The organism is Leclercia sp. EC_58 (assembly GCF_019584355.1).
GTDB lineage: Bacteria > Pseudomonadota > Gammaproteobacteria > Enterobacterales > Enterobacteriaceae > Enterobacter.
Window position 1 is genome coordinate 77611 of the sequence record NZ_VDAM01000001.1, and the last position, 12751, is coordinate 90361.

Annotated in this window: 15 protein-coding genes; 10 read left to right on the forward strand and 5 right to left on the reverse strand. The window is 58.0% G+C overall.

All coding sequences use genetic code 11. The features are described from left to right. Positions 1-43: 43 nt before the first annotated feature. The 4 genes from recA to FHC51_RS22875 form a co-directional block, all read right to left on the reverse strand. Entirely contained in the window at positions 44-1102 is a 1059-nt protein-coding gene (recA, locus tag FHC51_RS00405; RefSeq protein ID WP_103180881.1) for a recombinase RecA, read from the reverse strand. 87 nt (positions 1103-1189) lie between these two features. Beyond that, on the reverse strand, positions 1190-1687 hold the full coding sequence (gene pncC / locus FHC51_RS00410) for a nicotinamide-nucleotide amidase (RefSeq protein ID WP_114316935.1): 498 nt from the start codon (positions 1685-1687) through the stop codon (positions 1190-1192). 161 nt (positions 1688-1848) lie between these two features. After that, positions 1849-2940 (reverse strand): lytic murein transglycosylase B, encoded by a 1092-nt coding sequence (mltB, locus tag FHC51_RS00415; protein ID WP_220434662.1) that lies wholly within the window; start codon positions 2938-2940, stop codon positions 1849-1851. Between the two features lie 57 nt (positions 2941-2997). After that, positions 2998-3123 carry a hypothetical protein gene (locus FHC51_RS22875; protein ID WP_255584715.1) on the reverse strand — a complete coding sequence of 42 codons (126 nt, stop codon included), beginning with the start codon at positions 3121-3123 and terminating at the stop codon, positions 2998-3000. Positions 3124-3207: 84 nt separating this feature from the next. Between FHC51_RS22875 and srlA the strand changes: the two genes are divergently transcribed. From srlA to gutQ, 7 genes are all read left to right on the forward strand, one after another. Then, positions 3208-3771 carry a PTS glucitol/sorbitol transporter subunit IIC gene (gene srlA, locus FHC51_RS00420; protein WP_103822669.1) on the forward strand — a complete coding sequence of 188 codons (564 nt, stop codon included), beginning with the start codon at positions 3208-3210 and terminating at the stop codon, positions 3769-3771. Next, complete coding sequence (locus tag FHC51_RS00425) at positions 3768-4727, forward strand: PTS glucitol/sorbitol transporter subunit IIB (protein WP_220434663.1); 960 nt, start codon at positions 3768-3770, stop codon at positions 4725-4727. The genes srlA and FHC51_RS00425 overlap by 4 nt, the downstream gene beginning before the upstream one ends. Before the next feature lie 12 nt (positions 4728-4739). Then, the gene (gene srlB, locus FHC51_RS00430) at positions 4740-5102 is read left to right on the forward strand and encodes a PTS glucitol/sorbitol transporter subunit IIA (RefSeq protein WP_103822671.1); all 363 of its coding nucleotides are present in this window, start codon (positions 4740-4742) and stop codon (positions 5100-5102) included. A 14-nt stretch (positions 5103-5116) separates the two neighbouring features. Then, the gene (gene srlD, locus FHC51_RS00435; protein ID WP_103180887.1) at positions 5117-5896 is read left to right on the forward strand and encodes a sorbitol-6-phosphate dehydrogenase; all 780 of its coding nucleotides are present in this window, start codon (positions 5117-5119) and stop codon (positions 5894-5896) included. A 103-nt stretch (positions 5897-5999) separates the two neighbouring features. Continuing rightward, on the forward strand, positions 6000-6359 hold the full coding sequence (gutM, locus tag FHC51_RS00440; RefSeq protein WP_103180888.1) for a transcriptional regulator GutM: 360 nt from the start codon (positions 6000-6002) through the stop codon (positions 6357-6359). Positions 6360-6422: 63 nt separating this feature from the next. Further along, a complete protein-coding gene (locus FHC51_RS00445) occupies positions 6423-7196 on the forward strand; it encodes a DNA-binding transcriptional repressor (RefSeq protein ID WP_103180889.1) in 774 nt (257 codons plus the stop codon). Next, positions 7189-8154 carry an arabinose-5-phosphate isomerase GutQ gene (gene gutQ / locus FHC51_RS00450; RefSeq protein ID WP_220434664.1) on the forward strand — a complete coding sequence of 322 codons (966 nt, stop codon included), beginning with the start codon at positions 7189-7191 and terminating at the stop codon, positions 8152-8154. The genes FHC51_RS00445 and gutQ overlap by 8 nt, the downstream gene beginning before the upstream one ends. On the opposite strand, the gene norR is transcribed toward gutQ, so the two are convergent. After that, positions 8151-9665, reverse strand: coding sequence for a nitric oxide reductase transcriptional regulator NorR (norR, locus tag FHC51_RS00455; RefSeq protein ID WP_103822673.1), 1515 nt, complete (start codon positions 9663-9665; stop codon positions 8151-8153). The two genes, gutQ and norR, sit on opposite strands and share 4 nt — an antisense overlap. Before the next feature lie 189 nt (positions 9666-9854). On the opposite strand from norR, the gene norV reads away from it, so the two are divergent. The 3 genes from norV (at position 9855) to FHC51_RS00470 (ending at position 12750) form a co-directional block, all read left to right on the forward strand. Further along, complete coding sequence (gene norV, locus FHC51_RS00460; protein WP_220434665.1) at positions 9855-11303, forward strand: anaerobic nitric oxide reductase flavorubredoxin; 1449 nt, start codon at positions 9855-9857, stop codon at positions 11301-11303. Then, positions 11300-12433, forward strand: a complete 1134-nt coding sequence (gene norW / locus FHC51_RS00465; protein WP_220434666.1) for an NADH:flavorubredoxin reductase NorW — start codon at positions 11300-11302, stop codon at positions 12431-12433. The genes norV and norW overlap by 4 nt, the downstream gene beginning before the upstream one ends. Positions 12434-12597: 164 nt before the next feature. After that, entirely contained in the window at positions 12598-12750 is a 153-nt protein-coding gene (locus FHC51_RS00470) for a hypothetical protein (RefSeq protein ID WP_168194452.1), read from the forward strand. The last annotated feature ends 1 nt before the right edge of the window (position 12751 follow it).

Here is a 12751-nt window from a genome sequence, read left to right on the forward strand (position 1 = left end):
CAAAAAAGGGCCGCAATCGCAGCCCTTTTATTACATCAAGTGATTAGAAATCTTCGTTGGTTTCTTCTACGTCTGCGTCATCCGCAGTGAAGTCAGGCTTAGCATCCTGATTGTTGAGAAGCAGATCGCGTACCTTCTTCTCAATCTCTTTCGCTGCCGCCGGGTTCTCTTTCAGCCAGGAGATAGCATTCGCTTTACCCTGACCGATCTTGTCGCCGTTGTAGCTGTACCAGGCGCCCGCTTTCTCAATCAGCTTCTCTTTCACGCCGAGGTCAACCAGTTCGCCGTAGAAGTTGATGCCTTCGCCGTAGAGGATCTGGAATTCAGCCTGTTTGAACGGTGCAGCAATCTTGTTCTTCACAACCTTCACGCGGGTTTCGCTACCCACCACGTTTTCACCGTCTTTCACGGCACCGATACGGCGGATATCCAGACGCACGGAGGCGTAGAATTTCAGCGCGTTACCACCGGTGGTGGTTTCCGGGTTACCGAACATCACACCAATCTTCATACGGATCTGGTTGATGAAGATCAGCAGCGTGTTGGACTGCTTCAGGTTACCGGCCAGCTTACGCATCGCCTGGCTCATCATACGTGCCGCGAGGCCCATGTGAGAGTCACCGATTTCGCCTTCGATTTCTGCTTTTGGCGTCAGCGCCGCTACGGAGTCGACGATGATTACGTCAACTGCGCCAGAGCGCGCCAGTGCGTCACAGATTTCCAGCGCCTGCTCACCGGTATCCGGCTGGGAGCAGAGCAGGTTGTCGATATCAACACCCAGTTTACGTGCGTAAACCGGATCCAGCGCGTGCTCAGCATCGATAAAGGCACAGGTTTTGCCCTCGCGCTGTGCAGCAGCCACAACCTGTAAGGTCAGGGTGGTTTTACCGGAGGATTCTGGCCCGTAGATCTCTACGATACGACCCATAGGCAGGCCGCCAGCACCCAGTGCAATATCCAGAGAAAGCGAACCGGTGGAGATAGTTTCTACATCCATGGAACGATCTTCACCCAGGCGCATGATGGAACCTTTACCGAATTGCTTTTCGATCTGGCCCAGTGCTGCCGCCAACGCTTTCTGTTTGTTTTCGTCGATAGCCATTTTTTCCTCTCATGCCGGGTGAAACAACTGCGCTTCACCTTGGATTTCTGTTCTGTTGCAGCAATTATACTGTATACTCATACAGTATCAAGTGTTTTGTAGAAATTGTTGCCAGAGCGTTTTTAACGCATAAACGGTGGCCTGACGACGCACGCTTTCACGGTCACCGCTGAAGCATTCCCGGCGAGTAATCCCCTCGCCTTGCGCCGTCGCAAAGCCAAACCATACTGTTCCAACAGGCTTTTCTTCGCTGCCACCGTCCGGCCCGGCGATACCGCTAATAGAGATAGCATAGTCCGCCCGGGCGGCACGCAGGGCGCCAATCGCCATCTCAATGACCACCGGTTCACTGACCGCGCCATGCTCGATAAGCGTGGGTTCACGAACCCCGATCATCTGCGCTTTCGCTTCATTACTGTAGGTGACAAAACCGCGTTCAAACCAGGCGGAACTGCCCGCGATATCGGTGATAGCTTTCGCTACCCAGCCACCGGTACAGGACTCAGCCGTGGTGACCGTGGCACCGCGCTGTTTTAGCGCCTGCCCTACCCTCTCACTGAGCTGCATTAATTCATGGTCAGTCATCTCGTTTTGTCTCCATAAAAACGTGCAGCACAAGATAGCACTTTAGTCGGTAGATATGAGGATGAGGGGGAGGTTTTACGAGGGGGATTCAGAAAAAATAAACCTGGCCATCCGGCCAGGAGTGAAACATGAGTGGCATAAGCCACTCACGTTTTCAGGCGTTAACTGAACGGCGAGGCCGCTCGTGCCTGGGCCACCGCCAGCCCCAGCTGCCAGACCGCCATCGCATAGTGCGTGCTGTGGTTGTAGCGGGTGATGGTGTAGAAGTTCGGCAGACCGTACCAGTACTGATAGCCGGTACCAATATCCAGACGCAGCAGGCTCACCTGCTGATTGCCGTTCAGCGGCTGCTGCGGCGTAAGCCCGGCAGAGGTCAGCTGCGCCGCGCTGTAGCGGGTTTTAAAGCCGTTCTCCAGCCCCGGTGCCTGGCCGTTAGCCATAACCGCGACCGGCTGGCCTGGCGTCCAGCCATGCTCTTTAAAGTAGTTGGCGACGCTGCCAATGGCATCTTCAGGATCCCACAGGTTGATGTGCCCGTCCCCGTTGAAATCAACCGCATACTGCTTATAGGAGGAGGGCATAAACTGGCCGTAGCCCATCGCCCCGGCAAAGGAACCTTTCAGATCCAGCGGGTCATCCTGTTCGTCGCGGGCCATCAGCAGGAAGGTTTCCAGCTCGGAGGAGAAGTACTCCGCCCGGCGCGGGTAGTTAAAGGAGAGGGTCGCCAGCGCATCAAGGATGCGGGTTTTACCCATCACCCGGCCCCAGCGGGTCTCCACGCCGATAATCCCGACGATGATCTCCGGCGGCACGCCGTAAACCTGCTGAGCACGGGTCAGCGCATCCTGATACTGATTCCAGAACGCCACGCCATTCTGCACGTTGTCCGGGGTAATAAACTGTTTGCGATAGCGCAGCCATGCGCCGTTCGGTCCGGCTGGCGGCTGGGTGGTCGGCGCCTGACGATCCATCAGTCGCAATACATAATCCAGACGTTTCGCCTGGGAGAGGATCTCCTGTAGCTGGGCTTTGTTAAAGCCGTGCTTGCTCACCATTTTGTCGATGAACTGTTCCGCCGCAGGGTTATTGGCAAAGTCGCCCCCCATCTGTATCACATTATGCTGAGGCTCCAGCAGGAAGCCGCCGGAAGGGGCGCCTGCCGTTTGCTGGACCTCTTCGGTCTTCGGTTTACTACTGCAGGCGGAGAGCAGAATAAGCGCAGGGAGTAGCGCTGCGTAACGACGCTTGAACATGACACATCCATTCACGAATTCGATAAGTGGCAAGTATGGTAAAGCATCCGGGACACCTCAAGGAAGGGGCGCACACGCACCCGGCAAAATCTTTACGCTGCCTAAAGGTAAATTCGTTCTCTTCTGCACCACGCCGCCGTCACCTTTCTCATTATCTTTCAAAATAATCATTTTTTCTTTCATTGTGAGATCTGTTTAACACTTTAAAACCTTTCAAAGTGATTATTATTACTCCGCCAGAGCGAACTTACCCTACAGGAGAAAATAATGATAGAAACCATCACCCACGGCGCCGAGTGGTTTATCGGGCTGTTCCAAAAAGGTGGCGAGGTCTTCACCAGCATGGTCACCGGCATTCTGCCGCTGCTGATCAGCCTGCTGGTGATCATGAATGCGCTGATCAACTTTATTGGCCAGCAACGGATTGAAAAGCTGGCCCAGCGCTGCGCGGGTAATCCCATCTCCCGCTATCTGCTGCTGCCCTGCATCGGCACTTTTGTGTTTTGTAACCCCATGACCCTGAGCCTCGGGCGCTTTATGCCCGAGCGCTACAAGCCGAGCTACTACGCGGCGGCGTCCTACAGCTGCCACTCCATGAACGGTCTGTTTCCGCACATCAACCCCGGCGAGCTGTTTGTCTATCTGGGGATTGCGAGCGGCCTGACCACCCTCGGCCTGCCGCTCGGCCCGCTGGCGGTGAGCTACCTGCTGGTCGGCCTGGTGACTAACTTCTTCCGCGGCTGGGTGACCGATCTCACTACCGCCATTTTCGAAAAGAAAATGGGCATTCAGCTTGAACAGAACGTCCAGCTTAAGGGAGCTACAGCATGAGCCGGATCCGCATTGAAAAAGGCACGGGTGGCTGGGGCGGCCCGCTGGAGTTCGACGCTACCGAAGGCAAAAAGATCGTCTATATCACCGCGGGCACCCGCCCGGCTATCGTCGACAAGCTTCGCGAACTCACCGGCTGGGAAGCGGTGGACGGCTTTAAAGAGGGCGAGCCGCCGGAAGCAGAGATCGGCGTGGCGGTGATCGACTGCGGCGGCACCCTGCGCTGCGGCATCTACCCGAAACGGCGCATTCCCACCGTCAATATTCATTCGACGGGGAAATCCGGCCCGCTGGCGCAGCATATCGTGGAGGACATTTACGTCTCAGGCGTAAAAGAAGAGAACATCACGCTGGTAGACGGGGCTGCGCCGGTGAAAAAGCACGCGCCGCGCGAATATGACACCAGCAAGAAGATCACTGAGCAGAGCGACGGCCTGCTGGCAAAAGTCGGGATGGGAATGGGCTCTGCGGTTGCGGTCCTGTTCCAGTCCGGGCGCGACACCATCGATACGGTGCTGAAAACCATCCTGCCGTTCATGGCCTTCGTCTCGGCGCTGATCGGCATCATCATGGCCTCCGGTCTGGGGGACTGGATCGCCCACGGCCTGGCTCCGCTGGCCAGCCATCCGCTCGGGCTGGTGACCCTGGCGCTGATCTGCTCCTTCCCGCTGCTGTCGCCGTTTCTCGGCCCCGGCGCGGTCATCGCCCAGGTTATTGGCGTGTTGATTGGCGTGCAGATTGGGCTGGGCAATATTCCCCCGTACCTCGCCCTGCCCGCGCTGTTCGCCATTAATGCCCAGGCCGCCTGTGACTTTATTCCGGTGGGGCTGTCGCTGGCTGAAGCGCGCCAGGAGACCGTGCGCGTCGGCGTCCCTTCGGTGCTGGTAAGCCGCTTCCTGACCGGCGCGCCAACCGTACTGATCGCCTGGTTCGTCTCCGGCTTTATTTATCAATAAGAGGAATTACTGATGACCGTGATTTACCAGACCACCATTACCCGCATCGGCCAGAGCGCCCCGGATGCGCTCAGCGACCAGATGCTGATCACCTTTCGTGAGGGGGCCCCGGCGGATATCGAAGAGTTCTGTTTTATCCACTGCCACGGCGAGCTCAATGGCGAGCTGAAGGCCGGAAGCCAGCTGGAGCTGGGCGAAACGCGCTATGCCGTCACCGCTGTGGGCGACGTGGCCGAACAAAACCTGCGCGAGCTGGGCCACATCACCCTGCGTTTCGACGGTCAGCCCCAGGCGGAGTACCCCGGCACGGTTCACGTGGCGGGCCCGGTTCCGCAGGCTGTTACCCCAGGCTGCACATTAAAATTTGTTGCGTAATTAAGGAGAGAAATATGAGTCAGGTTGCCGTTGTCATTGGTGGAGGACAAACCTTAGGGGAGTTCCTCTGCCGTGGGCTTGCCGCAGAGGGTTACCGCGTGGCGGTAGTCGATATCCAGAGTGAAAAGGCCGCCCGCGTGGCGGACGCCATCAACACCGAATTTGGTAACGGGATGGCCTGGGGATTTGGTGCCGACGCCACCAGCGAGCAGAGCGTACTGGCTCTCGCCCGCGGCGTGGACGAGATTTTTGGCCGCACCGATCTGCTGGTTTATAGCGCCGGGATCGCCAAAGCGGCGTTCATCAGCGATGTGGAGCTGGGGGATTTCGACCGTTCATTGCAGGTGAACCTGGTGGGCTATTTCCTCTGCGCCCGGGAGTTCTCGCGCCTGATGATCCGCGACGGCATTGCCGGGCGCATCATTCAGATCAACTCCAAATCCGGCAAGGTGGGCAGCAAGCACAACTCCGGCTACAGCGCGGCCAAGTTCGGCGGCGTGGGGCTGACGCAGTCCCTGGCGCTGGATCTGGCGGAATATGGCATTACCGTACATTCGCTGATGCTCGGCAACCTGCTGAAATCGCCGATGTTCCAGTCCCTGCTGCCGCAGTACGCCACCAAACTTGGCATTAACGAGGATCAGGTGGAGCAATACTACATCGATAAAGTGCCGCTGAAGCGCGGCTGCGACTATCAGGACGTGCTGAATATGCTGCTGTTTTATGCCAGCCCGAAAGCCTCTTACTGCACCGGGCAGTCGATTAATGTCACCGGTGGACAGGTGATGTTCTGATTGAGCCTAAATGCCCGGTGGCGCTTCGCTTACCGGGCCTACAAACCCCGAACCGTCGGCCGGGCAAGCGTAGCGCTGCCCGGCAATAGCACAGGAGCTAAACATGGTCACCACCCTGATTACCGTCGCCGTTATCGCCTGGCTGTGCCAGCTGGCACTCGGCGGCTGGCAAATCCATCGTTTTAACCGCGCCTTCGACGCCCTTTGCCAGAAAGGGCGCGTGGGCGTGGGCCGCTCCGGCGGTCGCTTTAAGCCGCGGGTGATTGTCGCCATTGCGCTGGATGATAACCACCGAGTCTGTGACTCCTTGATGATGCGTGGGCTGACGGTCTTTGCCCGACCGGTGAAAATTGCAGCGATTAACGGCACCGCGTTGCAGGAATTAGAGCCCGATGTGATCTTTCCCAATGATTCGCTCTGTCAGGATGCACTATCATTAGCGCTTAAATTGAAACATGGATAATTTCGTTGTGAACGTTATAAGCTTGCGAAATTATCATTTCGCAACCTAAGGAACTCAACGCCTATGAAACCCCGCCAGCGGCAGGCGGCCATACTCGACCATTTGCAAAAACAGGGAAAATGTTCGGTTGAGGATCTGGCCCACTACTTTGATACCACCGGCACCACAATCCGCAAGGATCTGGTGATCCTGGAAAACGCCGGGGCGGTGATCCGTACCTATGGCGGCGTGGTACTGAATAAAGACGAGGCCGACCCGCCTATCGATCACAAAACGCTCATCAACACCCATCAAAAAGCGTTAATCGCTGACGCCGCGGTAAAATTTATCCATGACGGCGACTCCATCATCCTCGATGCGGGCAGCACGGTTCTGCAGATGGTGCCAATGCTGAGCCGCTTTAATAACATCACGGTGATGACCAACAGCCTGCATATCGTCAACGCCCTGTCCGAATTCGACAACGAACAAACCATCCTGATGCCCGGCGGCACCTTCCGCAAAAAATCGGCCTCGTTTCACGGCCAGCTGGCGGAGAACGCCTTCGACCATTTCAGCTTCGACCGCCTGTTTATGGGCACCGACGGCATCGATCTCAACGCGGGCGTCACCACCTTCAACGAAGTGTTCAGCGTCAGTAAAGCGATGTGCAATGCCGCCAGGGAGGTGATCCTGATGGCGGACTCGTCAAAGTTTGGCCGTAAAAGCCCGAATATTGTCTGTAGCCTGGAGAGCGTCGATAAGCTGATTACCGACGCGGGCATCGATCCGGCGTTCAAAAAAGCGCTGGAAGAGAAAGGAATCGACGTGATTGTAACCGGAGAGCGTGATGAGTGATTTTCTGTTAAACGCGGGTCGCCAGACCCTGATGCTGGAACTGCAGGAGGCCAGCCGCCTGCCGGACCGTCTGGGGGAGGATTTTGTTCGCGCAGCCAATACCATTATTCACTGCGACGGGAAGGTGATCGTCTCGGGCATCGGCAAATCCGGACACATCGGCAAGAAGATTGCCGCGACCCTTGCCAGCACCGGCACCCCGGCCTTCTTTGTCCATCCTGCTGAGGCGCTGCACGGCGATCTGGGGATGATTGAGAGCCGCGATGTGCTGCTGTTTATCTCCTACTCCGGCTCGGCAAAAGAGCTGGATTTGATCCTCCCGCGTTTGCAGGAAAAATCGGTGGCGCTGCTGGCGATGACCGGCAAGTCCCGCTCGCCGCTGGCGCTGGCGGCCAACGCCACGCTGGATATTTCGGTGGAGCGCGAAGCCTGCCCGATGCACCTCGCCCCGACCTCCAGCACCGTCAACACCCTGATGATGGGCGATGCGCTGGCGATGGCGGTGATGCAGGCCCGCGGCTTTAATGAAGAAGATTTTGCCCGCTCTCACCCGGCAGGCGCCCTGGGGGCACGTTTGCTGAATAAGGTGCACCACCTGATGCGCACCGACGAGGCCATCCCGCAGGTCAAACTGAATACCAGCGTGATGGACGCGATGCTGGAGCTGAGCCGTACCGGGCTGGGGCTGGTGGCGGTCTGCGATGATGACCAGCAGGTGAAAGGGGTCTTCACCGACGGCGACCTGCGCCGCTGGCTGGTGAGCGGCGGCAAACTGGAGATTACCGTCAGCAACGCCATGACCGCCGGTGGCCTGACGCTGAATGCCGACAGCCGCGCCATTGAAGCCAAAGAGCTTTTGATGAAGCGCAAAATCACCGCCGCGCCGGTGGTGGATAGCCATGGCCGCCTCTGCGGTGCCATCAACCTCCAGGATTTCTACCAGGCAGGCATTCTCTAACCCTTAAGACCTAGACGTTTCGCCAGCCGGTGCAGGTTGGCGACGTCGGTCTCCAGCGCCCTCGCGCTCGCCGCCCAGTTGCGGCTGTTCTGCTCCAACGCCCGGACGATCATCTGGCGCTGAAACGCCTCCGTCGCCTCACGCAGGTTCTGATTCTCAACGCGCGGCGTCTCCGGCGTTACCACCGGCGTGCTCTCATCATGCAGGGCAAAGTGCTGCGCGTGGATCACCACTTCATCCCCTGCCCGCGCCGCCCGGGCCAGTACTACCGCCCGGTGAATGGCATGTTCCAGTTCGCGCACGTTACCCGGCCAGGCGTAGCTCAGCAGATGCGCCCGGGCGCCGGGGCTTAGCACCACCCGGGATAACCCCATCCGCAACCGGCACTGTTCACAGAAATAGCCTGCCAGCAGTACCACATCTTCGCCACGCTCGCGCAGCGGCGGCACCGAAAGCGGAAACACACTCAGGCGGTGGTACAGATCGGCGCGGAAATTCCCGGCTAACACCTCTTCGCGCAGATCGCGGTTGGTGGCGGCCAGCACCCGCACGTCGACCCGCAGGCTGCGGTCGTCACCCACCCGCTGGATATCGCCATACTGCAACACGCGCAGCAGCTTGGCCTGCAATGCCAGCGACAGCTCCCCAATCTCATCCAGGAACAGCGTGCCGTTATCGGCCATCTCAAACTTACCGCTGCGGTTGCTGATGGCCCCGGTAAACGCCCCTTTGACGTGACCAAAGAGCTCGCTCTCCGCCACGCTTTCCGGCAGCGCGGCGCAGTTGAGATAGACCAGCGGATTCACCGCCCGGGGAGAAGCCTGATGAATGGCTTTTGCCACCAGCTCTTTACCGGTGCCGGTCTCCCCTTCGATCAGCACGTTCAGGTCGGAGGCAGCGACAATCTCAATCTCTTTTTTCAGGCTCACCATGCCCGGCGAGAGGCCAATCATCTCGGTGCTTTGTACCTGCTCAAACCCCGTCGGGCGGGTGGAGAGGGTGTTCTGGCTCTCGAGCTGCTCAATCAGCAGGGCATTATTCAGCGCCCCGGCGGCCAGGGCGGCAATCAGCCTCAGCTCCTCGTCGCTAAAGGTATCGAACTGGTCCGGCGACATGCCGTCGAGGGTCAACGCGCCAATCAGGTTCTGCCCGGCAAACAGCGGCAGGCCGATACAGGCGTGTACCTTCAGGCTCTCCTGGCCGGGGATCAACCCGTCGTAGGGATCGGGCAGGTCGCTGTCGGCCGGGAAGCGCACCACATCCCCGGCGCGGGCGATGGTCTCCAGCCGCGGGTGGCCTTCAAGGGTGAAGCGCCGCCCCAGCACATCCTGCGCCAGCCCGTCGATGGCCAGCGGGATAAACTGCCGCCCTTCGTAGCGCAGCAGCGCCGACGCATCGCACTCCAGCACGTGGCGCAGGGTGGAGATCAGCCGCTGAAAGCGATCCTGATGGCCGATCCCGCTCTGCAATTCAATGGCGATTTTCGCCAGCACCTCTACAGAAAAACTCATTGTCGCCTCGTTGTCATTTTGACAATACGCAGTGTCATATTGACTATAGCAGACACAGTCAAATTGACTACCATGGAAGTGCCGTTATTTTTAAAACCATTATAAATCAAAGAATTAAAAAGTTGGCACGCCCCCTGCAATAGACATGACATCTTTCATTTAATTGCGCTGTATTAAGTTGAGGTTGCTATGTCTATTCTGGTTAAAAACAATATTCATTGGGTTGGTCAACGTGACTGGGAAGTACGTGATTTTCACGGAACGGAGTACAAGACGCTGCGCGGTAGCAGCTATAACAGCTATCTCATCCGGGAAGAGAAAAACGTCCTGATCGATACCGTCGATCATAAATTCAGCCGCGAATTTGTGCAGAACCTGCGCAGTGAAATTGATCTGGCCGATATTGACTACATCATCATTAACCATGCGGAAGAGGACCACGCCGGGGCGCTGACCGAGCTGATGTCCTGCATCCCGGACACCCCTATCTACTGCACCGCCAACGCCATCGACTCTATCACCGGCCATCACCACCATCCGGAGTGGAACTTCAACGTGGTGAAAACCGGTGACTCACTGGATATCGGCAACGGCAAACAGCTGATCTTCGTGGAAACCCCGATGCTGCACTGGCCGGACAGCATGATGACCTACATGACCGGCGACGCGGTGCTGTTCAGTAATGACGCCTTCGGCCAGCACTACTGCGACGAACGTCTGTTCAATGACGAAGTGGATCAGGCCGAGCTGTTTGAGCAGTGCCAGCGCTACTACGCCAACATCCTCACCCCGTTCAGCCGTCTGGTGACGCCAAAGATTACCGAGATCCTCGGCTTTAACCTGCCGGTGGATATGATTGCCACCTCCCACGGTGTGGTATGGCGTGATAACCCCACCCAGATCGTCGAGCTGTACCTGAAATGGGCGGCGGACTATCAGGAAGACCGCATCACCATTTTCTACGACACCATGTCCAACAACACCCGCATGATGGCCGACGCCATCGCCCAGGGCATCAATGAAGTTGACCCGAACGTGGCGGTGAAGATCTTTAACGTCGCCCGCAGCGATAAAAACGAAATTCTCACGAACGTCTTCCGCTCAAAAGGCGTGCTGGTGGGCACCTCCACCATGAACAACGTGATGATGCCGAAAATTGCCGGCCTGGTGGAAGAGATGACCGGCCTGCGCTTCCGTAACAAACGTGCCAGCGCCTTCGGCTCTCACGGCTGGAGCGGCGGCGCGGTAGACCGTCTCTCCACCCGTTTGCAGGATGCGGGCTTTGAAATGTCGATGAGCCTGAAGGCGAAATGGCGCCCGGATCTCGATGCGCTGGAAGTCTGCCGTCAGCATGGCCGCGATATTGCCCGTCAGTGGGCGCTCGCTCCGCTGCCGGAAGCCAGCGTGAAACCTGCCGCTCAGGTGGAAGAAAGCGCCAGCGTCGAAGAGTCCACCGCCGACCTCGGCCCCTGCATGCAGTGCAGCGTCTGCCAGTGGATCTACGATCCAACCCTTGGCGAGCCGCTGCAGGACGTCGCGCCAGGAACCCCGTGGAGCGACGTGCCGGACAACTTCCTCTGCCCGGAATGTTCCCTTGGTAAAGATGTATTTGAAGAACTGGCATCGGAGGCAAAATGAGCCACGGTATCGTCATCATCGGCTCGGGCTTCGCCGCCCGCCAGCTGGTGAAAAACATCCGTAAACAGGATGCGAACGTCCCGCTGACGCTTATTGCAGCTGACAGCATGGATGAGTACAACAAGCCAGACCTGAGCCACGTTATCAGCCAGAGTCAGCAGGCCGACGACCTCACCCGCCAGACGGCGGGAGAGTTTGCCGAACAGTTTAACCTGCGCCTGTTTCCTTACACCTGGGTCACCGACATCGACGCCGCCGCCCACGTGGTCAAAGGAAAAGACAAGCAGTGGTCCTATGACAAACTGGTGCTGGCAACCGGAGCCTCGGCCTTCGTGCCGCCGGTTGCAGGCCGCGAGCTGATGCTGACCCTCAACAGCCAGACGGAATACCGCGCCTGCGAAAGCACGTTGCGTGACGCCCGACGGGTGATGATTGTTGGCGCGGGTCTTATCGGCAGCGAACTGGCGATGGATTTTTGCCGGGCCGGGAAAGAGGTCACCCTGGTTGACCATTCCGCCAGCATTCTGTCAGCGCTGATGCCCGCCGAAGTGAGCAGTCGCTTACAACACCGGCTGACCGATATGGGGGTGCATCTGCTGCTGAAATCCCAGCTGCAAAGCCTGACGCAAACCGATACCGGGATCTGCGCCCTGCTGGATCGGGATCGCTGCATTGAGGTCGATGTGGTGATTGCCGCCACCGGCCTGCGCCCGGAGATCGGGCTGGCACAGCGGGCCGGTGCAGAAACAGCTCGCGGCGTGAAGGTCGACAGCTATCTGCAAACCACTCAGCCCGATATTTATGCTCTGGGTGACTGCGCCGAAATTAATGGTCAGGTACTGCCGTTCCTGCAGCCGATCCAGTTAAGCGCCATGTATCTGGCGAAGAATCTGCTCGGGGCCAGTACGCCACTGAAACTGCCTGCGATGCTGGTGAAGGTCAAAACCCCGGAACTGCCGCTGCACCTGGCAGGCGAAACCCAGCGCCAGGATTTGAACTGGCAGATCGCCATCGAAGCCCAGGGGATGGTGGCGAAAGGGGCCGACAACGAGGGCAATCTGCGCGCCTTTGTGGTCAGTGAAGATCGGATGAAGGAGGCCTTTGCCCTGCTGAAAGCATTACCCGTTTAACCCTCAAACTCTTGCTCTACTCGTTGTATGCTTGTCCGATTTTGCCTTTCGCAGCCCCGGTGCCCCGGGGCTTTTTTAATGCGGAACAGCTGTAAAACCGCGTCCTGTTTTAATCCTCTTTTCCGGCCTACTCTGTTGCGGTATTCCTTCACCGGAGACGACAAATGGCAAACTTCACCCAAGAAATAAACTGGCTTGCCGCCTGGTTCAGACAGGTCAGGAAGCATGAACGTATTTTATTTCGCTGGCTCTATCTCAGCCCGGAAGCGCGTATTGAACGGCTACGCGAACTGATGATGCCGGTCAGTAAACGCTGAT

Bases quoted from the DNA above. Each gene is read 5' to 3' on its own strand.
- pncC (WP_114316935.1), bottom strand. From the start codon at position 1,687: ATGACTGACCATGAATTAATGCAGCTCAGTGAGAGGGTAGGGCAGGCG.
- FHC51_RS00425 (WP_220434663.1), top strand. From the start codon at position 3,768: ATGAGCCGGATCCGCATTGAAAAAGGCACGGGTGGCTGGGGCGGCCCG.
- norW (WP_220434666.1), top strand. From the start codon at position 11,300: ATGAGCCACGGTATCGTCATCATCGGCTCGGGCTTCGCCGCCCGCCAG.
- norR (WP_103822673.1), bottom strand. From the start codon at position 9,665: ATGAGTTTTTCTGTAGAGGTGCTGGCGAAAATCGCCATTGAATTGCAG.
- mltB (WP_220434662.1), bottom strand. From the start codon at position 2,940: ATGTTCAAGCGTCGTTACGCAGCGCTACTCCCTGCGCTTATTCTGCTC.
- FHC51_RS22875 (WP_255584715.1), bottom strand. From the start codon at position 3,123: ATGAAAGAAAAAATGATTATTTTGAAAGATAATGAGAAAGGTGACGGC.
- norV (WP_220434665.1), top strand. From the start codon at position 9,855: ATGTCTATTCTGGTTAAAAACAATATTCATTGGGTTGGTCAACGTGAC.
- gutM (WP_103180888.1), top strand. From the start codon at position 6,000: ATGGTCACCACCCTGATTACCGTCGCCGTTATCGCCTGGCTGTGCCAG.
- recA (WP_103180881.1), bottom strand. From the start codon at position 1,102: ATGGCTATCGACGAAAACAAACAGAAAGCGTTGGCGGCAGCACTGGGC.
- srlD (WP_103180887.1), top strand. From the start codon at position 5,117: ATGAGTCAGGTTGCCGTTGTCATTGGTGGAGGACAAACCTTAGGGGAG.
- gutQ (WP_220434664.1), top strand. From the start codon at position 7,189: ATGAGTGATTTTCTGTTAAACGCGGGTCGCCAGACCCTGATGCTGGAA.
- srlA (WP_103822669.1), top strand. From the start codon at position 3,208: ATGATAGAAACCATCACCCACGGCGCCGAGTGGTTTATCGGGCTGTTC.
- FHC51_RS00470 (WP_168194452.1), top strand. From the start codon at position 12,598: ATGGCAAACTTCACCCAAGAAATAAACTGGCTTGCCGCCTGGTTCAGA.
- srlB (WP_103822671.1), top strand. From the start codon at position 4,740: ATGACCGTGATTTACCAGACCACCATTACCCGCATCGGCCAGAGCGCC.
- FHC51_RS00445 (WP_103180889.1), top strand. From the start codon at position 6,423: ATGAAACCCCGCCAGCGGCAGGCGGCCATACTCGACCATTTGCAAAAA.